The 25,924-nt window shown below is 55.2% G+C and carries 25 protein-coding genes and 1 riboswitch; of the genes, 15 read left to right on the forward strand and 10 right to left on the reverse strand.

Features of this window, described 5'->3' with window-relative positions; translation table 11 throughout:
• From KIF87_RS22575 to rpoC, 9 genes are all read left to right on the forward strand, one after another.
• Window positions 1-141: EF-Tu C-terminal domain-related protein (locus KIF87_RS22575; RefSeq protein WP_000353058.1), on the forward strand; the 141-nt coding region annotated here is incomplete at its 5' end.
• A gap of 225 nt (window positions 142-366) precedes the next feature.
• Window positions 367-750 (forward strand): preprotein translocase subunit SecE, encoded by a 384-nt coding sequence (gene secE, locus KIF87_RS22580; RefSeq protein ID WP_014068449.1) that lies wholly within the window; start codon window positions 367-369, stop codon window positions 748-750.
• A gap of 1 nt (window position 751) precedes the next feature.
• Window positions 752-1,297: a transcription termination/antitermination protein NusG gene (gene nusG, locus KIF87_RS22585; protein WP_002438628.1), complete on the forward strand. Its 546-nt coding sequence runs from the start codon at window positions 752-754 to the stop codon at window positions 1,295-1,297.
• A 156-nt stretch (window positions 1,298-1,453) separates the two neighbouring features.
• Entirely contained in the window at window positions 1,454-1,882 is a 429-nt protein-coding gene (gene rplK, locus KIF87_RS22590) for a 50S ribosomal protein L11 (RefSeq protein ID WP_008503452.1), read from the forward strand.
• Between the two features lie 3 nt (window positions 1,883-1,885).
• Window positions 1,886-2,590, forward strand: a complete 705-nt coding sequence (gene rplA / locus KIF87_RS22595) for a 50S ribosomal protein L1 (RefSeq protein WP_006176745.1) — start codon at window positions 1,886-1,888, stop codon at window positions 2,588-2,590.
• Between the two features lie 291 nt (window positions 2,591-2,881).
• Complete coding sequence (rplJ, locus tag KIF87_RS22600) at window positions 2,882-3,379, forward strand: 50S ribosomal protein L10 (protein ID WP_005132895.1); 498 nt, start codon at window positions 2,882-2,884, stop codon at window positions 3,377-3,379.
• A gap of 66 nt (window positions 3,380-3,445) precedes the next feature.
• On the forward strand, window positions 3,446-3,811 hold the full coding sequence (gene rplL, locus KIF87_RS22605) for a 50S ribosomal protein L7/L12 (RefSeq protein WP_006176746.1): 366 nt from the start codon (window positions 3,446-3,448) through the stop codon (window positions 3,809-3,811).
• Window positions 3,812-4,130: 319 nt separating this feature from the next.
• Window positions 4,131-8,159: a DNA-directed RNA polymerase subunit beta gene (gene rpoB / locus KIF87_RS22610; protein WP_023334099.1), complete on the forward strand. Its 4,029-nt coding sequence runs from the start codon at window positions 4,131-4,133 to the stop codon at window positions 8,157-8,159.
• Between the two features lie 76 nt (window positions 8,160-8,235).
• Entirely contained in the window at window positions 8,236-12,459 is a 4,224-nt protein-coding gene (rpoC, locus tag KIF87_RS22615; protein ID WP_063145614.1) for a DNA-directed RNA polymerase subunit beta', read from the forward strand.
• A 115-nt stretch (window positions 12,460-12,574) separates the two neighbouring features.
• On the opposite strand, the gene KIF87_RS22620 is transcribed toward rpoC, so the two are convergent.
• The 10 genes from KIF87_RS22620 to KIF87_RS22665 form a co-directional block, all read right to left on the reverse strand.
• On the reverse strand, window positions 12,575-12,892 hold the full coding sequence (locus KIF87_RS22620) for a PTS lactose/cellobiose transporter subunit IIA (RefSeq protein ID WP_008503455.1): 318 nt from the start codon (window positions 12,890-12,892) through the stop codon (window positions 12,575-12,577).
• Entirely contained in the window at window positions 12,892-13,200 is a 309-nt protein-coding gene (locus tag KIF87_RS22625) for a PTS sugar transporter subunit IIB (protein WP_023334100.1), read from the reverse strand. Before KIF87_RS22625 ends, KIF87_RS22620 begins: the two co-directional genes overlap by 1 nt.
• Window positions 13,201-13,381: 181 nt before the next feature.
• On the reverse strand, window positions 13,382-14,923 hold the full coding sequence (locus tag KIF87_RS22630) for a sensor domain-containing diguanylate cyclase (RefSeq protein WP_213330780.1): 1,542 nt from the start codon (window positions 14,921-14,923) through the stop codon (window positions 13,382-13,384).
• Window positions 14,924-15,259: 336 nt separating this feature from the next.
• A complete protein-coding gene (gene thiH, locus KIF87_RS22635; RefSeq protein ID WP_213330782.1) occupies window positions 15,260-16,387 on the reverse strand; it encodes a 2-iminoacetate synthase ThiH in 1,128 nt (375 codons plus the stop codon).
• Window positions 16,384-17,154 carry a thiazole synthase gene (gene thiG, locus KIF87_RS22640; RefSeq protein WP_213330784.1) on the reverse strand — a complete coding sequence of 257 codons (771 nt, stop codon included), beginning with the start codon at window positions 17,152-17,154 and terminating at the stop codon, window positions 16,384-16,386. The genes thiH and thiG overlap by 4 nt, the downstream gene beginning before the upstream one ends.
• 1 nt (window position 17,155) lies before the next feature.
• On the reverse strand, window positions 17,156-17,356 hold the full coding sequence (gene thiS, locus KIF87_RS22645) for a sulfur carrier protein ThiS (RefSeq protein ID WP_121425955.1): 201 nt from the start codon (window positions 17,354-17,356) through the stop codon (window positions 17,156-17,158).
• Window positions 17,340-18,095, reverse strand: a complete 756-nt coding sequence (locus tag KIF87_RS22650; RefSeq protein ID WP_213330786.1) for a HesA/MoeB/ThiF family protein — start codon at window positions 18,093-18,095, stop codon at window positions 17,340-17,342. The genes thiS and KIF87_RS22650 overlap by 17 nt, the downstream gene beginning before the upstream one ends.
• The gene (gene thiE, locus KIF87_RS22655; RefSeq protein WP_213330788.1) at window positions 18,082-18,723 is read right to left on the reverse strand and encodes a thiamine phosphate synthase; all 642 of its coding nucleotides are present in this window, start codon (window positions 18,721-18,723) and stop codon (window positions 18,082-18,084) included. Before thiE ends, KIF87_RS22650 begins: the two co-directional genes overlap by 14 nt.
• Window positions 18,723-20,618 carry a phosphomethylpyrimidine synthase ThiC gene (thiC, locus tag KIF87_RS22660; protein ID WP_213330790.1) on the reverse strand — a complete coding sequence of 632 codons (1,896 nt, stop codon included), beginning with the start codon at window positions 20,616-20,618 and terminating at the stop codon, window positions 18,723-18,725. The genes thiE and thiC overlap by 1 nt, the downstream gene beginning before the upstream one ends.
• Window positions 20,619-20,696: 78 nt before the next feature.
• Window positions 20,697-20,808: riboswitch (TPP riboswitch) on the reverse strand.
• A 54-nt stretch (window positions 20,809-20,862) separates the two neighbouring features.
• A complete protein-coding gene (locus KIF87_RS22665) occupies window positions 20,863-21,360 on the reverse strand; it encodes an Rsd/AlgQ family anti-sigma factor (protein WP_023334107.1) in 498 nt (165 codons plus the stop codon).
• 95 nt (window positions 21,361-21,455) lie between these two features.
• On the opposite strand from KIF87_RS22665, the gene nudC reads away from it, so the two are divergent.
• The 6 genes from nudC (at window position 21,456) to KIF87_RS22695 (ending at window position 25,808) form a co-directional block, all read left to right on the forward strand.
• Window positions 21,456-22,229 carry an NAD(+) diphosphatase gene (nudC, locus tag KIF87_RS22670; RefSeq protein WP_213330792.1) on the forward strand — a complete coding sequence of 258 codons (774 nt, stop codon included), beginning with the start codon at window positions 21,456-21,458 and terminating at the stop codon, window positions 22,227-22,229.
• Between the two features lie 38 nt (window positions 22,230-22,267).
• Window positions 22,268-23,332, forward strand: a complete 1,065-nt coding sequence (gene hemE / locus KIF87_RS22675; RefSeq protein WP_213330794.1) for a uroporphyrinogen decarboxylase — start codon at window positions 22,268-22,270, stop codon at window positions 23,330-23,332.
• Between the two features lie 9 nt (window positions 23,333-23,341).
• Window positions 23,342-24,013 carry a deoxyribonuclease V gene (gene nfi, locus KIF87_RS22680; protein ID WP_063145605.1) on the forward strand — a complete coding sequence of 224 codons (672 nt, stop codon included), beginning with the start codon at window positions 23,342-23,344 and terminating at the stop codon, window positions 24,011-24,013.
• A 41-nt stretch (window positions 24,014-24,054) separates the two neighbouring features.
• Window positions 24,055-24,645, forward strand: a complete 591-nt coding sequence (locus KIF87_RS22685) for a YjaG family protein (RefSeq protein WP_029742042.1) — start codon at window positions 24,055-24,057, stop codon at window positions 24,643-24,645.
• A 186-nt stretch (window positions 24,646-24,831) separates the two neighbouring features.
• Complete coding sequence (hupA, locus tag KIF87_RS22690; RefSeq protein WP_002445246.1) at window positions 24,832-25,104, forward strand: nucleoid-associated protein HU-alpha; 273 nt, start codon at window positions 24,832-24,834, stop codon at window positions 25,102-25,104.
• Window positions 25,105-25,115: 11 nt separating this feature from the next.
• Entirely contained in the window at window positions 25,116-25,808 is a 693-nt protein-coding gene (locus KIF87_RS22695) for a DUF1481 domain-containing protein (RefSeq protein WP_033146981.1), read from the forward strand.
• Window positions 25,809-25,924: the final 116 nt, after the last annotated feature.

Consider the following 25,924-nt stretch of genomic DNA (forward strand, 5'->3'; position numbering starts at 1 on the left):
GAGATGGTAATGCCAGGCGACAACATCAAGATGGTTGTGACTCTGATCCACCCAATCGCGATGGACGACGGTCTGCGTTTCGCAATCCGTGAAGGTGGCCGTACCGTTGGCGCGGGCGTGGTTGCTAAAGTTCTCGGCTAATCGCTGATAACATTTGACGCAATGCGCATGAAAAGGGCATCATTTGATGCCCTTTTTGCACGCTTTCACATCAGAACCTGGCTCATCAGTGATTATTTTTGTCATAATCATTGCTGAGACAGGCTCTGCAGAGAGCGTATAATCCATAAAGGGATTATTTCGATTTGGCTCGCCTCGCAATCGCGGGGTGAAATTATTTGTAGAATTCTTCTGACAGGTTGGTTTATGAGTGCGAATACCGAAGCTCAAGGGAGCGGGCGCGGCCTGGAAGCGATGAAGTGGGTCGCTGTTGCCGTGCTGCTGATTGTGGCAATCGTTGGCAACTATCTTTATCGTGACATGATGCTGCCGCTCCGCGCGCTGGCAGTGGTGATTCTGATTGCTGCAGCGGGCGGTGTCGCGCTGTTGACGACTAAAGGTAAAGCAACCGTTGCTTTTGCACGTGAAGCGCGTACCGAAGTCCGCAAGGTCATTTGGCCGACTCGCCAGGAAACATTGCACACCACGCTGATCGTAGCGGCGGTTACCGCTGTAATGTCACTGATCCTGTGGGGACTGGATGGTATTCTGGTTCGCCTGGTTTCCTTTATTACTGGCCTGAGGTTCTAAGATGTCTGAAGCCCCTAAAAAGCGTTGGTACGTCGTTCAGGCGTTTTCCGGTTTTGAAGGCCGCGTAGCAACGTCGCTGCGTGAGCATATCAAATTACACAACATGGAAGAGTTATTTGGCGAAGTTATGGTTCCGACCGAAGAAGTGGTTGAGATCCGTGGCGGCCAACGTCGCAAAAGCGAGCGTAAATTCTTCCCGGGTTACGTGCTGGTTCAGATGGTGATGAACGACGCGAGCTGGCACCTGGTGCGCAGCGTACCGCGCGTGATGGGCTTTATCGGCGGCACGTCTGACCGTCCGGCGCCAATCAGCGACAAAGAAGTTGATGCGATTATGAACCGCCTGCAGCAGGTGGGTGATAAGCCGCGTCCTAAAACGCTGTTTGAACCGGGTGAAATGGTTCGTGTTAGCGACGGTCCGTTTGCTGACTTTAACGGCGTCGTTGAAGAAGTGGACTACGAGAAGTCCCGCCTGAAAGTTTCTGTTTCTATCTTCGGTCGTGCGACCCCGGTAGAACTGGACTTTGCGCAGGTCGAAAAAGCCTAAGCAGCGATCAAAAAAGCGGCGATTTAATCGTTGCACAGGGCGCGAGATTGGAATACAATTTCGCGCCTTTTGTTTTTATGGGCCCCGGCCCGTAAAACGAATTTTATTCACGGGGAGCCTTCCTGAGGCGCTATTACCCAATCAGAGGATTTTAGAATGGCTAAGAAAGTACAAGCCTACGTCAAGCTGCAGGTTGCAGCTGGTATGGCGAACCCAAGTCCACCAGTTGGTCCAGCTCTGGGTCAGCAGGGTGTGAACATCATGGAATTCTGTAAAGCGTTCAACGCCAAAACCGAATCCCTGGAAAAAGGTCTGCCAATCCCAGTCGTAATCACTGTTTACGCTGACCGTTCTTTCACTTTCGTTACCAAAACCCCTCCAGCAGCAGTTCTGCTGAAGAAAGCGGCTGGTATCAAGTCTGGTTCCGGTAAACCGAACAAAGACAAAGTGGGTAAAATTTCCCGCGCTCAGCTGCAGGAAATCGCGCAGACCAAAGCTGCCGACATGACTGGTGCCGACATTGAAGCGATGACTCGCTCAATCGAAGGTACTGCACGTTCCATGGGCCTGGTAGTGGAGGACTAAGAAATGGCTAAACTGACCAAGCGCATGTCCGTGATCCGTGACAAAGTTGATGCGACCAAACAGTACGACATCAACGAAGCTATCGCTCTGCTGAAAGAACTGGCAACTGCTAAGTTCGTTGAAAGCGTTGACGTTGCCGTTAACCTCGGCATCGACGCTCGTAAATCCGATCAGAACGTTCGTGGCGCAACTGTACTGCCACATGGTACTGGCCGTTCCGTTCGCGTAGCTGTATTTGCTCAGGGTGCAAACGCTGAAGCTGCTAAAGCTGCCGGCGCTGAACTGGTAGGTATGGAAGATCTGGCTGATCAGATCAAGAAAGGCGAAATGAACTTTGACGTTGTTATTGCTTCTCCAGATGCAATGCGCGTTGTTGGCCAGCTGGGCCAGGTTCTGGGTCCACGCGGCCTGATGCCAAACCCGAAAGTTGGTACTGTAACCCCTAACGTTGCTGAAGCGGTTAAGAACGCTAAAGCAGGTCAGGTTCGTTATCGTAACGACAAAAACGGCATCATCCACACCACCATCGGTAAAGTGGACTTTGACGCTGACAAACTGAAAGAAAACCTGGAATCTCTGCTGGTTGCGCTGAAAAAAGCAAAACCAACTCAGGCGAAAGGCGTGTACATCAAGAAAGTTAGCATCTCCACCACCATGGGTGCAGGTGTTGCAGTTGACCAGGCTGGCCTGAGCGCTGCTGCAAACTAATGCCTTTACGTGGGCGGTGATTTTGTCTACAATCTTACCCCCACGTTTGCTAACGAAAGTTAGCGGCTAAAAGATTTGTTCGTTGGAGCCTGGCCTAATCCAGGCCTCCGTCGAAGACCGCAGGTGTTTCGCAAGAGACTTAATCCCCTGCGTAGACGGTGACAGAACGCTAAGATTATTTTTGGATACTCTGGCTTGTTTCTGCTCACCGTATTAAGACGCTCTTCCCGTTGGGAAGAGTGAAGTGAGTTCCGGAACATGAGTTCCGGCAAACATCCAGGAGCAAAGCTAATGGCTTTAAATCTTCAAGACAAACAAGCGATTGTTGCTGAAGTCAGCGAAGTAGCCAAAGGCGCGCTGTCTGCAGTAGTTGCGGATTCCCGTGGCGTTACTGTAGACAAAATGACTGAACTGCGTAAAGCAGGTCGTGAAGCTGGCGTATACATGCGTGTTGTTCGTAACACCCTGCTGCGTCGCGTAGTTGAAGGTACTCAGTTCGAGTGCCTGAAAGACACGTTTGTTGGTCCGACCCTGATTGCATACTCTATGGAACACCCGGGCGCTGCTGCTCGTCTGTTCAAAGAGTTCGCGAAAGCGAATGCAAAATTTGAGGTCAAAGCTGCAGCCTTTGAAGGTGAGTTGATCACGGCATCGAACATCGATCGCCTGGCAACCCTGCCGACCTACGAAGAAGCAATTGCACGCCTGATGGCAACCATGAAAGAAGCTTCGGCTGGCAAACTGGTTCGCACTCTGGCTGCTGTTCGCGATGCGAAAGAAGCTGCTTAATCGCAGTTATCTTTATAAAGCATTTGCTTACGTATAAACTTATTCTGATTTTCAGGAACAATTTAAATGTCTATCACTAAAGATCAAATCATTGAAGCAGTTGCAGCTATGTCCGTAATGGACGTTGTAGAACTGATTTCTGCAATGGAAGAAAAATTCGGTGTTTCTGCTGCTGCTGCTGTAGCTGTAGCTGCGGGCCCGGCTGAAGCTGCTGAAGAAAAAACTGAATTCGACGTAATTCTGAAAGCTGCTGGCGCTAACAAAGTTGCTGTTATCAAAGCAGTACGTGGCGCAACTGGCCTGGGTCTGAAAGAAGCTAAAGACCTGGTAGAATCTGCTCCAGCTGCGCTGAAAGAAGGCGTGAGCAAAGACGACGCAGAAGCACTGAAAAAATCTCTGGAAGAAGCTGGCGCTGAAGTTGAAGTTAAATAAGCCAACTTTTCTGGTTGCAGCCTAAGTCATTAGGCTGATGGCTGGTGACTTTTTAGTCACCAGCCTTTTTGCGCTGTAAGGCATCAGTAGCATTTCACACTGTTTGACTGCTGATTGTCCTGACAATGCATGTTTCTATCGACGACTTAATATATTGCGACAGGGTGCTCGCTCTGTGTAAATCGCGACGAAATGATTTAAGCGTGATAGCAACAGGTATTGCGGAAAGTATTCAATTTTCCGGTCCACAAAATGGTGTTGCACAAACTGTCCCTTCGTCGGACAGATGGGTCGACTTGTCAGCGAGCTGAGGAACCCTATGGTTTACTCCTATACCGAGAAAAAACGTATTCGTAAGGATTTTGGTAAACGTCCACAAGTTCTGGACATTCCATATCTCCTTTCTATCCAGCTTGACTCGTTCCAGAAGTTTATCGAGCAAGATCCTGAAGGGCAGTACGGTCTGGAAGCAGCCTTCCGCTCCGTGTTCCCGATTCAGAGCTACAGCGGTAACTCCGAGCTGCAGTACGTCAGCTACCGCCTTGGCGAACCGGTGTTTGACGTTCAGGAATGTCAGATCCGTGGCGTGACCTATTCCGCACCGCTGCGCGTAAAACTGCGTCTGGTGATCTACGAGCGCGAAGCGCCGGAAGGCACCGTAAAAGACATTAAAGAACAAGAAGTCTACATGGGTGAAATTCCACTCATGACGGACAACGGTACTTTCGTTATCAACGGTACTGAGCGTGTTATCGTTTCCCAGCTGCATCGTAGCCCGGGCGTCTTCTTCGACAGCGATAAAGGTAAAACACACTCTTCCGGTAAAGTACTGTATAACGCACGCATCATTCCTTACCGTGGTTCATGGCTGGACTTCGAGTTCGATCCGAAAGACAACCTGTTTGTCCGTATCGACCGTCGTCGTAAGCTGCCTGCAACCATCATTCTGCGTGCGCTGCAATACACCACTGAACAGATCCTGGACCTGTTCTTTGAGAAAGTGATCTTTGAAATCCGCGACAACAAGCTGCAGATGGAGCTGGTGCCGGAACGTCTGCGTGGTGAGACCGCGTCGTTCGACATCGAAGCCGACGGCAAAGTGTATGTGGAAAAAGGTCGCCGTATCACCGCGCGCCACATCCGCCAGCTGGAAAAAGATGATATCAAACTCATCGAAGTTCCGGTTGAGTACATTGCAGGAAAAGTAGCCGCGAAAGATTACGTTGACGAGTCAACGGGTGAGCTGATCTGCCCAGCGAACATGGAGCTGAGCCTGGATCTGCTGGCTAAGCTGAGCCAGTCTGGCCACAAACGTATCGAAACGCTGTTCACCAACGATCTGGACCACGGCGCGTATATCTCTGAGACTATTCGCGTCGACCCAACTACCGATCGTCTGAGCGCGCTGGTAGAAATCTACCGCATGATGCGTCCTGGTGAGCCACCAACTCGCGAAGCGGCGGAAAGCCTGTTCGAGAACCTGTTCTTCTCCGAAGACCGCTACGATCTGTCCGCGGTTGGTCGTATGAAGTTCAACCGTTCTCTGCTGCGCGACGAAATCGAAGGTTCCGGTATCCTGAGCAAAGACGACATCATCGAAGTGATGAAGAAGCTCATCGATATCCGTAACGGTAAAGGCGAAGTGGACGATATCGACCACCTCGGCAACCGTCGTATCCGTTCCGTAGGCGAAATGGCGGAAAACCAGTTCCGCGTTGGCCTGGTACGTGTAGAGCGTGCGGTGAAAGAGCGTCTGTCTCTGGGCGATCTGGATACCCTGATGCCTCAGGATATGATCAACGCCAAGCCGATTTCTGCAGCAGTGAAAGAGTTCTTCGGTTCAAGCCAGCTGTCTCAGTTCATGGACCAGAACAACCCGCTGTCTGAGATTACGCACAAACGTCGTATCTCTGCACTCGGCCCAGGCGGTCTGACCCGTGAACGTGCAGGCTTTGAAGTTCGAGACGTACACCCGACGCACTACGGTCGCGTATGTCCAATCGAAACGCCTGAAGGTCCAAACATCGGTCTGATCAACTCCCTGTCCGTGTACGCACAGACTAACGAATACGGTTTCCTCGAGACCCCGTACCGTAAAGTGACTGACGGTGTTGTAACCGACGAAATTCACTACCTGTCTGCTATTGAAGAAGGCAACTACGTTATCGCTCAGGCGAACTCCAACCTGGATGACGAAGGCCACTTTGTAGAAGATCTGGTTACCTGCCGTAGCAAAGGCGAATCAAGTCTGTTCAGCCGCGACCAGGTTGACTACATGGACGTATCCACCCAGCAGGTGGTATCCGTCGGTGCGTCCCTGATCCCGTTCCTGGAACACGATGACGCCAACCGTGCATTGATGGGTGCGAACATGCAACGTCAGGCCGTTCCAACTCTGCGCGCTGATAAGCCGCTGGTTGGTACCGGTATGGAACGTGCTGTTGCCGTTGACTCCGGTGTTACTGCGGTTGCTAAACGTGGCGGTACCGTTCAGTACGTCGACGCATCCCGTATCGTTATCAAAGTTAACGAAGACGAGATGTATCCGGGCGAAGCAGGTATCGACATTTATAACCTGACCAAATACACCCGTTCTAACCAGAACACCTGTATCAACCAGATGCCTTGCGTATCTCTGGGTGAGCCAGTTGAGCGCGGCGACGTGCTGGCAGACGGTCCGTCCACCGACCTCGGTGAACTGGCGCTCGGTCAGAACATGCGCGTAGCGTTCATGCCGTGGAATGGTTACAACTTCGAAGACTCCATCCTCGTCTCCGAGCGTGTGGTTCAGGAAGATCGTTTCACCACCATCCACATTCAGGAACTGGCATGTGTGTCCCGTGACACCAAGCTGGGGCCAGAAGAGATCACCGCTGACATCCCTAACGTGGGTGAAGCTGCGCTCTCCAAACTGGATGAATCCGGTATCGTTTACATCGGTGCGGAAGTGACCGGCGGCGACATTCTGGTTGGTAAGGTTACGCCTAAAGGTGAAACCCAGCTGACGCCAGAAGAGAAACTGCTGCGTGCAATCTTCGGTGAGAAAGCGTCTGACGTTAAAGACTCTTCCCTGCGCGTACCAAACGGCGTTTCCGGTACGGTTATCGATGTTCAGGTCTTCACCCGTGACGGCGTTGAGAAAGATAAGCGTGCGCTGGAAATCGAAGAGATGCAGCTCAAACAGGCTAAGAAAGACCTGTCTGAAGAACTGCAGATCCTCGAAGCAGGTCTGTTCAGCCGTATTTATGCGGTGCTGGTTGCCGGTGGCGTTGAAGCTGAGAAGCTTGACAAACTGCCACGCGATCGCTGGCTGGAACTGGGCCTGACCGACGAAGAGAAACAAAATCAGCTGGAACAACTGGCTGAGCAGTATGACGAACTGAAACACGAGTTCGAGAAAAAACTCGAAGCGAAACGCCGCAAAATTACTCAGGGCGACGATCTGGCACCAGGCGTGCTGAAGATTGTTAAGGTGTATCTGGCCGTTAAACGTCAGATCCAGCCTGGTGATAAGATGGCAGGTCGTCACGGTAACAAAGGTGTTATCTCTAAGATCAACCCGATCGAAGATATGCCGCACGATGCTAACGGTACGCCGGTAGATATCGTACTGAACCCGCTGGGCGTACCGTCTCGTATGAACATCGGTCAGATCCTGGAAACCCACCTGGGTATGGCTGCGAAAGGTATCGGCGACAAGATTAACGCCATGCTGAAGCAGCAGGAAGAAGTCGCGAAACTGCGCGAATTCATCCAGCGTGCCTACGATCTGGGTACCGACGTGCGTCAGAAAGTCGACCTGAATACCTTCAGCGATGAAGAAGTGCTGCGCCTGGCTGAGAACCTGAAAAAAGGTATGCCAATCGCAACGCCGGTCTTCGATGGTGCGAAAGAAGCTGAAATTAAAGAGCTGCTGCAACTGGGTGGTCTGCCAACGTCTGGTCAGATTACGCTGTTTGACGGCCGTACCGGTGAACAGTTCGAGCGTCCGGTAACCGTAGGTTACATGTACATGCTGAAACTGAACCACCTGGTCGACGACAAGATGCACGCTCGTTCTACCGGTTCTTACAGCCTGGTTACTCAGCAGCCGCTGGGTGGTAAGGCACAGTTCGGTGGTCAGCGCTTCGGGGAGATGGAAGTGTGGGCGCTGGAAGCATACGGCGCGGCATACACCCTGCAGGAAATGCTCACCGTTAAGTCTGATGACGTGAACGGTCGTACCAAGATGTATAAAAACATCGTGGACGGCAACCATCAGATGGAACCGGGCATGCCAGAATCCTTCAACGTACTGTTGAAAGAGATTCGTTCGCTGGGTATCAACATCGAACTGGAAGACGAGTAATTCTCGCTCAAACAGGTCACTGGTGCCGGGTTAACCCCCGGCACCAGATTGTGCTAACTCCGACGGGAGCAAATCCGTGAAAGATTTATTAAAGTTTCTGAAAGCGCAGACTAAAACCGAAGAGTTTGATGCGATCAAAATTGCTCTGGCTTCGCCAGACATGATCCGTTCATGGTCTTTCGGTGAAGTTAAAAAGCCGGAAACCATCAACTACCGTACGTTCAAACCTGAGCGTGACGGCCTTTTCTGTGCGCGTATTTTCGGGCCAGTAAAAGATTACGAGTGCCTGTGCGGTAAGTACAAGCGCCTGAAACACCGTGGTGTGATCTGTGAGAAGTGCGGCGTTGAAGTGACCCAGACCAAAGTGCGTCGTGAGCGCATGGGCCACATCGAGCTGGCGTCTCCGACCGCTCATATCTGGTTCCTGAAATCTCTGCCGTCCCGTATCGGTCTGCTGCTGGATATGCCGCTGCGCGATATCGAACGCGTTCTGTACTTCGAATCTTATGTGGTTATCGAAGGCGGGATGACGAACCTGGAACGTCATCAGATCCTGACTGAAGAGCAGTATCTGGACGCGCTGGAAGAGTTCGGTGACGAATTCGACGCGAAGATGGGTGCGGAAGCTATTCAGGCCCTGCTGAAGAGCATGGATCTGGAGCAAGAGTGCGAGCAGCTGCGTGAAGAGCTGAACGAAACCAACTCCGAAACCAAACGTAAAAAGCTGACCAAGCGTATCAAACTGCTGGAAGCGTTCGTTCAGTCTGGTAACAAACCAGAGTGGATGATCCTGACCGTTCTGCCGGTTCTGCCGCCAGATCTGCGTCCACTGGTTCCGCTGGATGGTGGTCGTTTCGCAACGTCCGATCTGAACGATCTGTATCGTCGCGTTATCAACCGTAACAACCGTCTGAAACGTCTGCTGGATCTGGCTGCGCCGGACATCATCGTACGCAACGAAAAACGTATGCTGCAGGAAGCGGTAGATGCCCTGCTGGATAACGGTCGTCGCGGTCGTGCGATCACCGGTTCTAACAAGCGTCCTCTGAAATCTTTGGCCGACATGATCAAAGGTAAACAGGGTCGTTTCCGTCAGAACCTGCTCGGTAAGCGTGTTGACTACTCCGGTCGTTCTGTAATCACCGTAGGTCCATACCTGCGTCTGCATCAGTGCGGTCTGCCGAAGAAAATGGCACTGGAGCTGTTCAAACCGTTCATCTACGGCAAGCTGGAACTGCGTGGCCTGGCCACCACCATCAAAGCCGCTAAGAAAATGGTTGAGCGTGAAGAAGCTGTCGTTTGGGATATCCTGGACGAAGTTATCCGCGAACACCCGGTACTGCTGAACCGTGCACCAACCCTGCACCGTTTGGGTATCCAGGCATTTGAGCCAGTGCTGATCGAAGGTAAAGCTATCCAGCTGCACCCGCTGGTTTGTGCGGCATATAACGCCGACTTCGATGGTGACCAGATGGCTGTTCACGTACCGCTGACGCTGGAAGCCCAGCTCGAAGCGCGTGCGCTGATGATGTCTACCAACAACATCCTGTCCCCAGCGAACGGTGAACCTATCATCGTTCCTTCTCAGGACGTTGTACTGGGTCTGTACTACATGACCCGTGACTGTGTTAACGCCAAAGGCGAAGGCATGGTGCTGACTGGCCCGAAAGAAGCTGAGCGTATTTATCGCGCTGGCCTGGCCTCTCTGCATGCGCGCGTTAAAGTGCGTATCACCGAATACGAAAAAGATGAAAACGGCGAATTCGTTGCGAAAACCAGCCTGAAAGACACGACCGTGGGCCGTGCCATTCTGTGGATGATCGTACCGAAAGGTCTGCCTTTCTCCATCGTCAACCAGGCGCTGGGCAAGAAAGCGATCTCCAAAATGCTGAACACCTGTTACCGCATTCTGGGTCTGAAGCCGACCGTTATCTTCGCTGACCAGACAATGTATACCGGCTTTGCTTATGCAGCGCGTTCAGGTGCATCTGTTGGTATCGATGACATGGTCATCCCAGAGAAGAAACACGAGATCATCTCTGAAGCGGAAGCCGAAGTTGCTGAGATCCAGGAGCAGTTCCAGTCTGGTCTGGTTACCGCGGGCGAACGCTATAACAAAGTTATCGATATCTGGGCAGCGGCGAACGATCGTGTATCCAAAGCGATGATGGATAACCTGCAGACCGAAACCGTGATTAACCGTGACGGCGTAGAAGAGCAGCAGGTTTCCTTCAACAGCATCTACATGATGGCCGACTCCGGTGCGCGTGGTTCCGCAGCACAGATTCGTCAGCTGGCAGGTATGCGTGGTCTGATGGCGAAGCCAGATGGCTCCATCATCGAAACGCCAATTACCGCGAACTTCCGTGAAGGTCTGAACGTACTCCAGTACTTCATCTCCACGCACGGTGCTCGTAAAGGTCTGGCGGATACCGCACTGAAAACAGCGAACTCCGGTTATCTGACGCGTCGTCTGGTTGACGTTGCGCAGGATCTGGTTGTGACCGAAGACGATTGTGGCACCCTCGAAGGTATCACCATGACCCCGGTTATCGAGGGTGGTGATGTTAAAGAGCCACTGCGCGATCGCGTTCTGGGTCGTGTGACCGCGGAAGACATTCTGAAGCCGGGCACTGCAGACATTCTGGTTCCACGCAACACGCTGCTGCACGAGCACTGGTGTGACCTGCTGGAAGCGAACTCTGTTGACTCCGTGAAAGTACGTTCCGTTGTATCCTGTGACACCGACTTTGGTGTATGTGCGCACTGCTATGGTCGTGACCTGGCGCGTGGCCACATCATCAACAAAGGTGAAGCAATCGGCGTTATCGCGGCACAGTCCATCGGTGAGCCGGGTACACAGCTGACGATGCGTACGTTCCACATCGGTGGTGCGGCATCTCGTGCGGCTGCTGAATCCAGCATCCAGGTGAAAAACAAAGGTAGCATCAAGCTCAGCAACGCGAAGTCTGTTGTTAACTCCGCAGGCAAGCTGGTTGTGACCTCTCGTAACACCGAGCTGAAGCTGATCGACGAATTCGGTCGTACCAAAGAGAGCTATAAAGTGCCTTACGGTGCGGTTATGGCGAAAGGTGATGGCGAGCAGGTTGCCGGCGGTGAAACCGTTGCAAACTGGGATCCACACACCATGCCGGTTATCACCGAAGTAAGTGGTTTCATCCGCTTCACTGACATGATCGACGGCCAGACCATTACTCGTCAGACCGACGAGCTGACCGGTCTGTCTTCTCTGGTGGTTCTGGATTCTGCTGAACGTACTGCCGGTGGTAAAGATCTGCGTCCTGCACTGAAAATCGTTGATGCTCAGGGTAACGACGTTCTGATCCCGGGTACCGACATGCCTGCGCAGTACTTCCTGCCGGGTAAAGCGATCGTTCAGCTGGAAGATGGCATTCAGATCGGTGCGGGTGATGCTCTGGCGCGTATTCCACAGGAATCCAGCGGTACCAAGGACATCACCGGTGGTCTGCCACGCGTTGCGGATCTGTTCGAAGCACGTCGTCCGAAAGAGCCTGCAATCCTGGCTGAAATCAGCGGTATCATCTCCTTCGGTAAAGAGACCAAAGGGAAGCGCCGTCTGGTTATCACTCCAGTAGATGGCAGCGAACCGTACGAAGAGATGATTCCTAAGTGGCGTCAGCTCAACGTGTTCGAAGGTGAACGTGTAGAACGTGGTGACGTGGTTTCCGATGGTCCAGAAGCTCCGCACGACATTCTGCGTCTTCGTGGCGTCCACGCGGTAACGCGTTATATCACCAACGAAGTGCAGGACGTTTACCGTCTGCAGGGCGTTAAGATTAACGATAAGCACATCGAAGTTATCGTTCGTCAGATGCTGCGTAAAGCAACCATCGAAAACGCAGGCAGCTCCGAGTTCCTGGAAGGCGAGCAGGTTGAATACTCACGCGTCAAGATTGCTAACCGCGATCTGGAAGCGAACGGCAAAATCGGTGCGACCTTCGCGCGCGATCTGCTGGGTATCACCAAAGCGTCTCTGGCAACCGAGTCCTTCATCTCTGCTGCATCGTTCCAGGAAACGACTCGTGTCCTGACCGAAGCCGCTGTTGCTGGTAAGCGTGATGAACTGCGCGGTCTGAAAGAGAACGTTATCGTGGGTCGTCTGATCCCGGCTGGTACCGGTTATGCGTACCATCAGGATCGTATGCGTCGTCGTGCTGCGGGCGAACTGCCAGCTGCACCGCAGGTGACTGCTGAAGATGCATCCGCGAGCCTGGCAGAACTGCTGAACGCAGGTCTGGGCGGTTCCGACAACGAGTAATCGTTGATGCCCGGTGATGAACATTACCGGGCATGTGCCTCGCAGGTCGGGTAAGCGTAGCGCCACCCGACAATAAAAAACCCGCCTCGGCGGGTTTTTTTACATCTGTATGTTATCAGTTTACCAACGGGATCCGACGATAAAGCTCAATCATATCGCCCGCCAGATCCTGAATGACCATCGCGTTCATCAGGTGATCCTGAGAGTGGACGGTGATCAGGTTAACCGGAAGCTTCCCGGTCCCTTCGTCAAGACCGATAAGCTGCGTCTGGATCGTGTGCGCATGCTTCACATATTCGCGCGACTCTTCCATCGCTTTTTCTGCTTCGTCAAACTCACCTTTACGCGCCATCTGTAACGCCGTCAGGGCCGCGCTGCGCGCCGCGCCTGCATTGACCAGCAGTTCCATAATCGTGGTTTCTAAGTCTTCCATTATGACTCCAGAAGCTTGAGCGCTTTTTCCAGTACGGCATCGCCTTTCATCATGCCGTAATCCATCATGTCGATCACCGCGACCTTTTTACCCAGCGGCTCGGCCTGCGCCTGAAGTTTAGCCTGCTCGTATTTAACCTGTGGCCCCAGCAATACGATGTCGGCCGTCGCGATGTTGTCTTTAAACTCCGCAACCGGAACGGCTTTAATGGTGACTTCAACCCCTTTTTTCTGCGCGGCGTCTTTCATACGTTGAACCAGCATGCTGGTTGACATCCCCGCTGCACAGCATAAAACGATGTTCTTCATAATCAGCCTCGATCTACATGTGTTTATTGATAATTATCCCGTGCAGACCGCTTCAACAACCGGTTTACCGCGATTGTGTGTCAGGCATCACAAAGAAACCGGCGATTTTCTGAAACCGGTTACAATTTTGCGTTGTCGGGTACCCGGCCCGTCGAAACGGGCAGGGGTGAAAGAGGGGGGATTAGCTGATGGACGTTCGGTTAATGCGGTTTTTGCCCTGCTGTTTGGCGCTGTAGAGGGCGTTATCAACGCTTCCGACAAATTGATCCAGCGGTTCAAAGTGCCACTCCCCAAGACCGCCGCTGAACGTAACCCGCAGGTTTTCTTCTCGCCAGACGCGTTTTTCAACAGCGATACGCCACGCCTCCAGCAATGAGAGCGCAGACGTCATCTGCTCAGCCTGGAAAATTACCGCAAACTCTTCTCCACCGTAACGGTAAAGCGAGACGTGATGTGGCTGCATGATCTGGATCCCTTCGCGGGCCACGTTGCGAAGAACGATATCACCGGTCAGGTGGCCCAGCGTGTCGTTAATCGACTTGAAGTTATCAATGTCCACCAGCGCCAGCGCGAAAGGCTGATGGGCATTCAGCAGCTCTGCGATATCGCTATCGAATGCGCGGCGGTTTTTACAGCCCGTCAGCGCATCGTGAGTGGCCTGGCGCACGTAGGCCATCTCACGCTCTTTATTGGACTGGATAGTGTGGCTCAGCATCGCTTCCAGCCGCGGCGCCTCGCTGACGTCGCCGGTTTTGATGGCATTGATAATGTGCATCAGCACGCTACGCGAGGCGTGGCGGAGGTATAAGCCGAAGAGGATGATGATGATGGCCGCCAGCGCAAACCCCCAGCCGACAATCGTCGTTTCGTGGCGGGTGATATCGGTGAGCGTCTCGCCAGAGACCCTGTAGATAACAAACCAGTCCGGATTGGTAAACGAGTAGTAGTAATACCAGGCGTTGCTTTTCTTGTCGTAAAGGTGCCCTTCGCCGCTGGTCATTTTGTCCATCAGCGCTTCGCTCACGTACTGTTTGAAGAGCGCGCCTGTATCCGGGTGAAGCACAACGGCGCCGTCGCGTTCGACGACGAAGAATTCCCCCTGAACGGGTGCCACCATTTGACGCAGGGTGTAGCCCATTGACGTCAAATCAAGATGAAACGCGATCGTTCCTTTTAGTCTGCCTTCCGGTGAAATCAATGGCTTATACAGCGTGACCGTCGGATGGCCGGTGAAGTAGTCCATGTAGGGGCGAGTATAGTGGCTGAAGATACTGGCTTCGGCCTGAGCGACAAACCACGGCCGCGTTCGGGGATCGAAGGTTTTACTCTTCTCCGTGGGGAGTACTTCCGGTGCGCGGAGATAATGCCCCTGCGTGTCAGCCAGAGAGATGGAGGACACGGTCGGCATCAGGTTCTGCAAATGCATCACCATCTGCAGCCCTTGCGTCGGGTTGACGTTGAGCGTCTCGTTTAGCCTGTCGTTACGCGAAAAGTACATCGCGGCACGGCCCAGGATATAGTCGTTTTCACGCAGGATCGACTCGGTGTAGTTCACCGCCAGGTTGTGCGTGAAATTGCTGTTAATCTTGTGATAATCCTCAAGAAAATCCTTTCTTTGCGAAAGCGTCACCGCGACCGCGATCACCACAAAACTGCAGATGATCCCCGCGAAGCTGAGCATGATTGGTCGGGTAAAAGAGAGCTTTTTGCTGTGAAGTGCCATGAGCTGTACATCGTTCCTGATGGTGAATACTTTTCGTCTGCCGATATCCTCTCAGCATAGTCGCTGTCCTGCGGTTAGCGGTGAATTATACGGCACACGATTTCTGACGGGATGATTTATCTTAAGAACCATTAAGAAAATGCTTATTCAACTGGCTGGGGCCGTTTGTGCAATGAACCAGAGGCAGGGCGAAACGAGGAAGAAGCTTTTCGCCCTGGTCAGCATCCGTTGCTGACCGTGTGACAATAAAAAACCGGACGATCGATGACAATCATCCGGTTTTGCCTTTTCGTAGCGCCTCGACAATTTTTTATGATGTTGCAGTGCGTTTCAACGTCATTGCGAGGTTCTTCCCAGCCAGCTGTCCCAGTCTTTCCAGACAGGCTGAAGACCCTGCGCCGTCAGGGCTGCGGCGACCGCTTCCGGACGTCGTCCGTCATGCGGCACAAACTGCTCCAGCTCCAGACGATCGTCGGCGTAGCCGCCAGGCTGCGTTTTGGAAAACGCGCTGACGTTGTTAATCGCCAGCGGGATAACGCGATCGCGAAACGCCGGGGACTCACGCGTTGAGAGCGATAATTCCACTTCCGGGGCGAGCAGGCGAAACGCGCAGATGGTCTGCACCAGCTGGCGTTCATCCATTAGCGAAGCCGGCTCAATCCCGCCCGCGCAAGGTCTCAGGCGCGGGAAGGAGATGGAATAACGGCTCTGCCAGTAGTGCTGCTGGAGCCACAGCAAATGTTCCGCCACCATATAACAATCCACCCGCCAGCTGTCAGAGAGCCCGATCAGCGCGCCCAGACCGATTTTGTCGATGCCCGCGCGACCCAGCCTGTCCGGTGTTTCCAGGCGGAAAAAGAAATCCTGTTTCTTGCCCTTCAGGTGGTGCCGGGCGTACGTCGCCTCGTGGTAGGTTTCCTGGTAGACCATGACCCCGTCCAGCCCGAGGGTTTTGAGCTCCGCGTACTCCTCCTGCGCCAGGGGCTGCACTTCCATCTGCAACGACGCAAACTGACGACGAATGGCGGGAAGGTGGTGACGGAAATAGTCCATTCCCACTTTTCCCTGATGTTCGCCCGTGACCAGCAGAAGATGTTCAAAGCCCATTTCACGAATGGCCGCACACTCGCGGGCAATCTCACCTTCATCGAGCGTTTTACGCTTGATGCGGTTGCTCATGGAAAAACCGCAGTAGGTGCAGTCATTGGCGCACAGGTTAGAGAGATAGAGCGGCACGTAGAAGCTCACCGTGTTGCCAAAACGCTGGCGGGTGAGCCGCTGCGCTCGCTGGGCCATTGGTTCGAGGTACGCGCTGGCCGCCGGGGAGAGCAGGGCCATTAGATCCTCGCGGGTCAGATGGCGGGCGTTCAGCGCGCGCTCCACGTCAGCCGTCGTTTTGCTGTTGATGCGCAGGGCAATGTCGTCCCAGCTAAGCTGCCGCCAGCGCTCGGTAAACGTGCTCATGAGATCGCCTCCAGAAAACCGGTCAGCGGGCTGGTGGCCTGCGCCTGGAAGCTGCGCGAGCCGGGGCCGGACTCCCTTGCCAGCAGGCCAGCCTCAACGGCCATGCGGAACGCACGCGCCATCATGACCGGATCGTCGGCAACCGCGATGGCCGTGTTCACCAGCACCGCGTCGGCACCCATCTCCAGCGCCTGCGCGGCATGGCTTGGCACGCCAATGCCCGCATCCACCACCACCGGTACGGTAGCCTGCTCGATGATGATTTCCAGCATCGCGCGGGTTTCCAGCCCCTGGTTGGAGCCAATGGGGGCGCCCAGCGGCATGACGGCGGCGCAGCCGACCTCTTCCAGCCGTTTGCACAGAACAGGGTCGGCGCCGCAGTAAGGCAGGACGGTAAACCCTTGCTGCACCAGCTTTTCAGCCGCTTTCAGCGTTTCGATAGGGTCAGGCAGCAGCCAGCGGGCGTCAGGATGAATTTCCAGCTTCAGCCAGCGGGTGCCGAGCGCCTCGCGGGCCAGCTGCGCGGCGAAAATCGCCTCTTCGGCCGTTTTGGCACCGGAGGTGTTGGGCAGCAGCGTGACGCCAGCCGCCAGTAAAGGAGCCAGAATGGCATCGCTGTGATGACGCAGATCCACGCGCTTGAGCGCCAGCGTCACCAGCTGGCTGCCGCTTTCGCGAATGGCATCCGCCATCAGCTGCGGCGAGGCGAATTTTCCGGTTCCGGTAAACAGATGTGAATCAAAGACTTTATCGGCAATACGTAACATCTCAGCCCCCTGCGATAACCTGAAACAGCAGGATCTGGTCGCCGTCATTGACCTGCTGATGTTCCCACTGCTCGCGCGGCAGGATCTGTTGATTGAGCGCCAGCGCCGTTCCCGGCCTGAGCTGACGCAGCTTGTCGAGCAGTACCGCAACGGTGAGCCCGTCGTCGCATCTCATCGGCTCATCGTTAAACAGAATGCGCATCGCGACCTCCGCATACCGGGCAGCGGCTTGCGCGGTGTAAGGCCAGATGGCGCCAGCCGCTGGAGCGGGCATCAAACAGCCGCAGCGTATTGCGTTCCGTCTCCATGCCGCTGAGCAGCTTGATGGCTTCCAGCGCCTGCATTGTGCCCACTACGCCGACCACCGGACCAAGAATGCCCGCCGTACGGCAGTTGCGCGCGGGCTCTGCATCATCCGGCCACAGGCAGCGATAGCAGCCCTGCGACCACGGCGGAGTCAGGACCATCATCTGCCCGCCGAAACCCACCGCGCTGGCGGTGATAAGCGGCGTATTATTTGCCACGCAGGCGGCGTTAATCGCCTGGCGCGTCGCCATGTTGTCCGTGCAGTCCAGCACCGCGTCGGCAAGGGCGACCTCACGGCTCAGGCTTTCACCGCTGAGCCGCTCCTGCAGGGCAATCAGCTCGATATCCGGGTTGAGCTGGTTCAGGCGCTGCCGGGTGACTTGCGCTTTCGGCTGGTTGATATCCTCGGTGGTAAAGAGGATTTGTCGCTGCAGGTTGCTGAGGTGAACCTCGTCGTCATCGGCCATCACCAGCGTACCGATACCTGCACCTGCCAGATAAATCGCGGCGGGCGCGCCTAACCCGCCCAGACCGACAATCAGCACCCGGCTGGCGAGCAGCTTTTGCTGCCCGTCGATGGCGATATCTTCCAGCAGGATCTGACGGCTGTAGCGCATAAAATCACGATCGTTCATCACCCGCTCCTGCCAGCTGTAACAGCTGTTCGGTGGCGAATTGCCAGTCTGCGGCCTGGGTGATGGCGCTGACGACGGCGATACTGCCGACGCCGGTCTCCAGCACCGCCGGGGCGCGTTCAAGGCTGATCCCGCCGATGGCGACGGTAGGGTAATCGGCAAGGCGTTTAACGTGGTTCGCCAGCTGCGTCAGACCCTGCGGTGCGGAGGGCATCTGCTTGGTTTGCGTCGGGAAGACGTGACCCAGCGCGATGTAAGAGGGACGGGCCGCCAGCGCCACGTCGATCTCCATGTCATCGTGTGTTGAAACGCCAAGGCGCAACCCGGCTTCGCGGATAGCGCTCAGATCCGTTGTTTCCAGATCCTCCTGACCCAGATGCACGCCGTAAGCCTGGTGCTTAACGGCCAGCCGCCAGTAGTCGTTGATAAACAGGCGGGCGTTATGCCGACGCCCAAGCGCGATGGCGGCAACCACATCCGCTTCCACCTCTTCGTCGCGTTTATCCTTGATGCGCAGCTGGAGGGTGCGAACGCCAGCCTTCAGCAGGCGCTCTATCCACTCCACGCTGTCCACCACCGGATAGAGCCCTAAACGGTAGGGGACGGGCGGGAAATCGGGCTGGTACATTACGCCTCCTCTTTTTTGAGGTAGATTTCGCCGCCTCTGGCGCGGAAGGTTTCTGACATGTCCGCCATACCCACTTCAATGGTCTGCGCGGCGGCGTAGTCGCGCACCTCCTGGCTGATTTTCATCGAGCAGAACTTCGGCCCGCACATAGAGCAGAAGTGTGCAACTTTGCCTGATTCCTGCGGGAGGGTTTCGTCGTGATAGGCGCGGGCGGTGAACGGGTCCAGCGCCAGGTTGAACTGGTCTTCCCAGCGGAATTCGAAGCGCGCCTTCGACATGGCGTTATCGCGAATTTGCGCGCCCGGGTGGCCTTTGGCCAGATCCGCCGCGTGGGCGGCAATTTTGTAGGTGATCAGCCCCTGCTTCACGTCCTCTTTGTTTGGCAGGCCGAGGTGCTCTTTCGGCGTTACGTAGCAGAGCATGGCGCAGCCGAACCAGCCGATCATCGCCGCTCCAATTCCGGACGTGAAGTGGTCATAGCCCGGCGCAATATCGGTGGTCAACGGCCCCAGGGTGTAGAACGGCGCTTCGTGGCAGTGCTCCAGCTCCTCGGTCATGTTGCGGCGGATCATCTGCATCGGCACGTGTCCCGGACCTTCAATCATCACCTGCACGTCATACTCCCAGGCGATTTTGGTCAGTTCGCCCAGCGTGTGCAGCTCGGCAAACTGCGCTTCGTCATTCGCGTCGCGAATAGAGCCAGGACGCAGGCCGTCGCCCAGCGACAGTGAGACATCGTACGCGGCGCAGATTTCGCAGATCTCGCGGAAGTGCTCGTAGAGGAAGTTTTCCTGATGATGGGAGAGGCACCACTTCGCCATGATGGAACCGCCGCGCGAGACGATGCCGGTCAGGCGCTTAGCCGTCATCGGCACGTAGCGCAGCAGCACGCCCGCGTGAATGGTGAAGTAGTCCACGCCCTGTTCAGCCTGCTCCAGCAGCGTGTCGCGGAACGCTTCCCAGGTGAGGTCTTCGGCAATGCCGTTGACCTTCTCCAGCGCCTGATAAATCGGGACGGTACCAATCGGTACCGGGCTGTTACGCAGGATCCACTCGCGGGTTTCGTGAATATAGCGGCCAGTGGAGAGGTCCATTACCGTGTCCGCACCCCAGCGCGTGGACCAGACCAGCTTTTCCACCTCTTCTTCGATGGAGGAGGTGACGGCCGAGTTACCGATGTTCGCGTTGACCTTCACCAGGAAGTTGCGGCCAATAATCATCGGCTCGGACTCCGGATGGTTGATGTTGGCGGGGATAATCGCGCGGCCTGCGGCCACTTCGTCGCGCACAAACTCCGGCGTGATGTTCTCCGGCAGGCGAGCGCCAAAGCCTTCACCCGGATGCTGATAGCGCAGCACTTCGCTACGGATGCGTTCGCGGCCCATGTTTTCGCGGATGGCGATGAACTCCATCTCCGGCGTGACGATGCCCTGGCGCGCGTAGTGCAGCTGGGTCACGCATTTGCCCGCTTTGGCGCGTTTTGGCGTCAGCAGGCCGGTAAAGCGCAGCCCGTCCAGACCGTCGTCGGCCAGGCGCTCTTTGGTGTAGGCAGAGCTTTGCTCGTTTAGCGCTTCGCTATCATCACGCGCCTCAATCCACGGCTGGCGCAGCTTCGCCAGACCCTGCTGGACGTTGATGGCAACATCAGGGTCGCCGTAAGGGCCGGAGGTGTCGTATACCGGCACGGCTTCGTTGTCTTCATACTGCGGGTTATCTTTGCTGCCGCCGATAAGCGTCGGGCTGAGCTGAATTTCGCGCATTGGGACGCGGATATCGGCCTGCGAGCCGGAAATGTAGATGCGTTTCGAGTTCGGGAAAGCGGTGCCTTCCAGCGTGTCGATGAAGTGTTGGGCCTGTGCGCGCTGTTCGCGGCGGGTCAGTTTTGCAGTAGACATAGCTCATTCCAAAAGTGAAGGACATGGCTTGTCAGACGACGGATGAAGCAAGAGAGGATCGCCCTCAGGCGATACAACAGCAGTGTGACTCTTGTTCCCTTCGCAGGTATTAGCCTGATCAGGTTCCGCGGATCCCGAATTAACGGTCTCAGCCCGCGCTTTCAGGCGCTGGGCACTCCGACAAGAAAAATCCCCCTCGTGAGAGGGGCGAATGGTTGTAAATTACTCGTTAACGATGAAGAACTCAAGCAGGGCGCGCGACGTTCTCTTCGTTACTGATGTTCAAATCATTGTCCAGCACGAGGGCGATCAGCTTATCTTCCAGCGTGAATCGCTCTTCCAGCGCTTCACCGAGGTCGGATAGCGCCCGCTGGAACTCAAGATAGTTATCGTGATCGATGGCGTTCTCAAGCGCGGAATCATAGTAATCCATGATCTGCTGGGTGTTGGCTTCCAGCAGCGGATAGAGCTTGCTGGCCGCTAAATACGGTGTTGTCCCTTCCATTTCGCGGATAATGCGTTCATAAATATTGAAATGGCCGTCGGACAGATAGTCGACCAGGCCCTGACAAAAATCATCCAGCGCTTTTTCATTCAGTCGCATAAACGATTCTTTGCCAGGCTTAATACCGACCAGATTGTAATAAGCCACGAGTAGATGCTTGCGTACATGTAGCCAGCGATCCACCAGTTTGTTACTTCCTCTAACGCGCTCAGTCAGGCTTTCCAGCTGGTTTAACATGGTCGACTCCGCAAAATGTAGGATTGAATCTGCTTATCCAGAATGTAACCACAATGCTAACAACATGTCAGTGAAGCGAAGGTAGTGCAATAGATATGGATCGTATTATTGAAAAATCAGATCTTGGTTGGTGGATCGTCAGTCACGAACAAAAATTATGGCTTCCTGCCGGGGAAATCCCCTATGGCGCAGCTGAGGCATTCGATCTTGTTGGCCAGCCAGCGCTAAAGATCGGCGAGTGGCAGGGTGAGCCCGTGTGGTTGATCCAACAGCCCCGCCGCCAGGATATGGGATCCGTGCGCCAGGTGCTGGATCTGGACGTGGGGCTGTTCCAGCTGGCGGGGCGGGGCGTGCAGCTGGCAGAGTTTTACCGCTCGCATAAATATTGTGGCTACTGCGGTCATACCATGCGTCCGAGCAAAACCGAGTGGGCGATGCTCTGCAGCCACTGCCGCGAGCGCTACTATCCGCAGATTGCGCCGTGCATTATCGTCGCTATCCGCCGGGAGGATTCCATCCTGCTGGCGCAGCATACCCGCCATCGCAACGGCATTCACACCGTGCTGGCCGGCTTCGTCGAAGTGGGCGAAACGCTGGAGCAGGCGGTGGCGCGCGAGGTGATGGAGGAGAGCGGGATCAAAGTGAAGAACCTGCGCTACGTCACCTCCCAGCCGTGGCCGTTCCCGCAGTCGCTGATGACGGCATTTATGGCCGAATACGACAGCGGCGAGATCGTTATTGACCAGAAAGAGCTGCTGGACGCGAACTGGTATCGCTACGACGATTTACCGCTGTTGCCTCCGCCGGGCACCGTGGCGCGTCGGCTGATAGAAGATACCGTGGCAATGTGTCGGGCCGAGTATGAGTAGTGTTACACTGAGGCCATGACGCTTAAGGAACTGCAAAAATGACCGAACTGAAGAACGATCGTTATCTGCGTGCGCTGCTGCGCCAGCCCGTTGATGTCACCCCGGTGTGGATGATGCGCCAGGCGGGACGTTATCTGCCAGAGTACAAAGCCACGCGCGCGCAGGCGGGCGATTTTATCTCGCTGTGCAAAAACGCCGAGCTGGCCTGTGAAGTGACGCTCCAGCCGCTGCGCCGCTTTCCGCTGGATGCTGCGATCCTCTTCTCGGATATTCTGACCATTCCGGATGCAATGGGCCTTGGCCTGTACTTCGAAACCGGTGAAGGTCCGCGTTTCACCTCCCCAATCAAAAGCAAAGCCGACGTGGATAAGCTGCCGATCCCCGATCCGGAAGGCGAGCTGGGCTACGTGATGAACGCCGTGCGCACCATTCGCCGCGAGCTGAAAGGTGAAGTGCCGCTGATTGGCTTCTCCGGCAGCCCGTGGACGCTGGCGACCTATATGGTTGAAGGGGGCAGCAGCAAAGCCTTTACCATGATTAAAAAGATGATGTACGCCGAGCCGCTGGCCCTGCATGCGCTGCTCGACAAGCTGGCGAAGAGCGTCACCCTCTATCTGAACGCGCAGATTAAAGCGGGTGCGCAGTCGGTGATGATTTTCGATACCTGGGGCGGCGTGCTGACCGGGCGCGATTATCAGCAGTTCTCCCTGTACTACATGCACAAAATCGTTGACGGCCTGCTGCGTGAAAACGAAGGTCGCCGCGTGCCGGTGACGCTGTTCACCAAAGGTGGCGGTCAGTGGCTGGAAGCGATGGCGGCAACCGGCTGCGACGCGCTGGGCCTCGACTGGACGACCAATATTGCCGATGCCCGCCGCCGCGTGGGCGACAAAGTGGCGCTGCAGGGCAACATGGACCCGTCCATGCTCTATGCGCCGCCTGCCCGCATTGAAGAAGAAGTGTCGACTATACTGTCTGGTTTCGGCCAGGGGGAAGGCCACGTCTTTAACCTCGGCCACGGCATCCATCAGGATGTGCCGCCAGAACACGCAGGCGTATTTGTGGAGGCGGTGCATCGGCTTTCTGCCCAGTATCACAAGTAAGGAGTGGTTATGGATCTCGCGTCGCTGCGCGCTCAACAAATCGAACTGGCCTCATCGGTGATCCGCGAGGATCGTCTGGATAAAGATCCTCCGCAGTACATTGGCGGGGCGGACGTCGGGTTTGAGCAGGGTGGGGAAGTGACGCGAGCGGCGATGGTGGTACTGAAATACCCGTCGCTTGAGCTGGTGGAGTACAAGGTAGCGCGTATTGCGACCACCATGCCGTACATTCCGGGCTTTCTCTCCTTCCGCGAATATCCCGCGCTGCTGGCAGCGTGGGAGCAACTCTCGCAAAAACCTGACCTGCTGTTTGTCGATGGACACGGTATTTCACACCCCCGACGTTTAGGCGTTGCCAGCCACTTTGGGCTGCTGGTGGATGTGCCGACCATTGGCGTCGCCAAGAAACGCCTGTGCGGCGCGTTTGAACCTCTTTCTGCCGAGCCGGGCGCGCTGGCGCCGCTTGTCCATAAAGGCGAGCAGCTAGCGTGGGTCTGGCGCAGCAAGGCGCGTTGTAACCCGCTCTTTATCGCCACCGGGCATCGGGTGAGCATGGACAGCGCCCTGGCGTGGGTGCAGCGCTGCATGAAGGGCTACCGCTTGCCGGAGCCGACGCGCTGGGCAGACGCCGTGGCATCTTCGCGTCCGGCTTTTGTTCGTTGGCAGGAAATTCAGCGATGATTCAGGTAAACTGCGCCTAATTTTCGATTCGAGAGATCATCATGCTACAAAACCCGATTCACCTGCGCCTTGAGAAAGTTGAAAGCTGGCAGCACGTGACGTTTATGGCTTGCCTGTGCGAGCGCATGTATCCCAACTATGCCGCGTTCTGTAAGGAGACGGGCTTTGGTGATGGCCATATCTACCGCCGCATTCTGGATCTGATCTGGGAAACGCTGACGGTGAAAGACGCGAAGGTGAACTTCGACTCCCAGCTGGAAAAGCTGGAAGAGGCGATTCCGGCTGCGGATGATTTTGACCTGTACGGCGTCTACCCGGCCATTGATGCCTGCGTGGCGTTAAGCGAACTGCTTCACTCCCGTCTGAGCGGTGAAACGCTGGAGCACGCTATTGAAGTCAGTAAGGCATCTATTACGACCGTCGCGATGCTGGAAATGACCCAGGAAGGTCGCGAGATGACCGACGAAGAGCTACGTGCTAACCCGGCGGTTGAGCAAGAATGGGACATTCAGTGGGAAATTTTCCGCCTGCTGGCAGAGTGTGAAGAACGCGATATCGAGCTGATAAAAGGGCTGCGCGCGGACTTGCGAGAGGCTGCTGAGAGCAATATTGGTATAATTTTTAACCAATGAGATAAGAAAACTTGAGATAACGCCCGTTTTGTCGCTCCTCGACTCTTCCCTTTCGCCCCTTGTCTGGTCTACATTTGGGGGGCGAAAAAAAGTGGCTATCGGTGCGTGTATGCAGGAGAGTGCTTTTTTGGCATTTTCGTCGCACTCGATGCTTAGCAAGCGATAAACACATTGAAAGGATAACTTATGAACAAGACTCAACTGATTGATGTAATTGCGGACAAGGCTGATCTGTCTAAAGTGCAGGCTAAAGCTGCTCTGGAATCTACCCTGGCTGCTATTACTGAGTCTCTGAAAGAAGGCGATGCTGTACAACTGGTTGGTTTCGGTACCTTCAAAGTGAACCACCGCGCTGAGCGTACTGGCCGCAACCCGCAGACCGGTAAAGAAATCAAAATCGCCGCAGCTAACGTGCCGGCATTTGTTTCTGGTAAAGCACTGAAAGACGCTGTTAAGTAAGACGCGTGGCAGTGAACAGTTTTAGCGAAGGGGCGGCAACGCCCCTTTTGTCTTTCTGGCGTGGAACGCTCGCGCTGGCAGGCATGCTGCTGCTGTCCGCCTGCAGCCACGACACCTCCCTGCCGCCGTTTACCGCCAGCGGTTACGCGGACAACCAGGGCGCGGTCAGGATCTGGCGCAAAGATTCCGGCGGCGAAGTGCATCTGCTTTCTGCCTTCAGCCCGTGGCATAACGGCAATACGTCGACTGCGGAATATCGCTGGCAGGGAGATGACCTGTCGCTGATTGAACTGAATGTCTACAGCAAGACCCCCGAACACGTGAAGGTGCGTTTTGACGACCATGGCGAGCTGAGCTTTATGCAGCGCGAGGTCAGCGGTCAAAAACAGCAGCTTTCCAGCGATCAAATCGCCCTCTACCGTTATCGTGCCGAACAAATCCGTCAGACCAGCGATGCGCTTCGTCTGGGCCGCGTTGTGCTGCGCCAGGGGCGCTGGCATGCCGATGGGACGGTGACAACCTGCGAAGGGCAGACGGTCAAGCCCGAGCTCGAATCCTGGGCAACAGAACACATTCAACGCCGTCAGCGTCATTCATCAATGGAGGTGAGTGTGGCGTGGCTGGAAGCGCCGGAAGGCTCTCAGCTGCTGCTGGTGGCGAATGAAGACTTCTGCACCTGGCAGCCGACGGAAAAGAGTTTTTGATTTAAGTTCCCTCTCCCTTGAGGGAGTGTACGGTCCGGGGACATAGTGAACACTTGTTCGGGGACATGGTAGACACTTACAACTAAGGCATAAGAACCCGTTTATGGAGTCGCTTA

The sequence above is a fragment of the Enterobacter sp. 120016 genome (assembly GCF_018383635.1).
GTDB lineage: Bacteria > Pseudomonadota > Gammaproteobacteria > Enterobacterales > Enterobacteriaceae > Enterobacter > Enterobacter asburiae_D.

What these genes read in the sequence shown, in the direction of transcription:
- secE (WP_014068449.1), top strand. Translation starts at nt 367, where the DNA reads ATGAGTGCGAATACCGAAGCTCAAGGGAGCGGGCGCGGCCTGGAAGCG.
- nusG (WP_002438628.1), top strand. Translation starts at nt 752, where the DNA reads ATGTCTGAAGCCCCTAAAAAGCGTTGGTACGTCGTTCAGGCGTTTTCC.
- rplK (WP_008503452.1), top strand. Translation starts at nt 1,454, where the DNA reads ATGGCTAAGAAAGTACAAGCCTACGTCAAGCTGCAGGTTGCAGCTGGT.
- rplA (WP_006176745.1), top strand. Translation starts at nt 1,886, where the DNA reads ATGGCTAAACTGACCAAGCGCATGTCCGTGATCCGTGACAAAGTTGAT.
- rplJ (WP_005132895.1), top strand. Translation starts at nt 2,882, where the DNA reads ATGGCTTTAAATCTTCAAGACAAACAAGCGATTGTTGCTGAAGTCAGC.
- rplL (WP_006176746.1), top strand. Translation starts at nt 3,446, where the DNA reads ATGTCTATCACTAAAGATCAAATCATTGAAGCAGTTGCAGCTATGTCC.
- rpoB (WP_023334099.1), top strand. Translation starts at nt 4,131, where the DNA reads ATGGTTTACTCCTATACCGAGAAAAAACGTATTCGTAAGGATTTTGGT.
- KIF87_RS22620 (WP_008503455.1), bottom strand. Translation starts at nt 12,892, where the DNA reads ATGGAAGACTTAGAAACCACGATTATGGAACTGCTGGTCAATGCAGGC.
- KIF87_RS22625 (WP_023334100.1), bottom strand. Translation starts at nt 13,200, where the DNA reads ATGAAGAACATCGTTTTATGCTGTGCAGCGGGGATGTCAACCAGCATG.
- KIF87_RS22630 (WP_213330780.1), bottom strand. Translation starts at nt 14,923, where the DNA reads ATGGCACTTCACAGCAAAAAGCTCTCTTTTACCCGACCAATCATGCTC.
- thiH (WP_213330782.1), bottom strand. Translation starts at nt 16,387, where the DNA reads ATGAGCACGTTTACCGAGCGCTGGCGGCAGCTTAGCTGGGACGACATT.
- thiG (WP_213330784.1), bottom strand. Translation starts at nt 17,154, where the DNA reads ATGTTACGTATTGCCGATAAAGTCTTTGATTCACATCTGTTTACCGGA.
- thiS (WP_121425955.1), bottom strand. Translation starts at nt 17,356, where the DNA reads ATGCGCATTCTGTTTAACGATGAGCCGATGAGATGCGACGACGGGCTC.
- KIF87_RS22650 (WP_213330786.1), bottom strand. Translation starts at nt 18,095, where the DNA reads ATGAACGATCGTGATTTTATGCGCTACAGCCGTCAGATCCTGCTGGAA.
- thiE (WP_213330788.1), bottom strand. Translation starts at nt 18,723, where the DNA reads ATGTACCAGCCCGATTTCCCGCCCGTCCCCTACCGTTTAGGGCTCTAT.
- thiC (WP_213330790.1), bottom strand. Translation starts at nt 20,618, where the DNA reads ATGTCTACTGCAAAACTGACCCGCCGCGAACAGCGCGCACAGGCCCAA.
- KIF87_RS22665 (WP_023334107.1), bottom strand. Translation starts at nt 21,360, where the DNA reads ATGTTAAACCAGCTGGAAAGCCTGACTGAGCGCGTTAGAGGAAGTAAC.
- nudC (WP_213330792.1), top strand. Translation starts at nt 21,456, where the DNA reads ATGGATCGTATTATTGAAAAATCAGATCTTGGTTGGTGGATCGTCAGT.
- hemE (WP_213330794.1), top strand. Translation starts at nt 22,268, where the DNA reads ATGACCGAACTGAAGAACGATCGTTATCTGCGTGCGCTGCTGCGCCAG.
- nfi (WP_063145605.1), top strand. Translation starts at nt 23,342, where the DNA reads ATGGATCTCGCGTCGCTGCGCGCTCAACAAATCGAACTGGCCTCATCG.
- KIF87_RS22685 (WP_029742042.1), top strand. Translation starts at nt 24,055, where the DNA reads ATGCTACAAAACCCGATTCACCTGCGCCTTGAGAAAGTTGAAAGCTGG.
- hupA (WP_002445246.1), top strand. Translation starts at nt 24,832, where the DNA reads ATGAACAAGACTCAACTGATTGATGTAATTGCGGACAAGGCTGATCTG.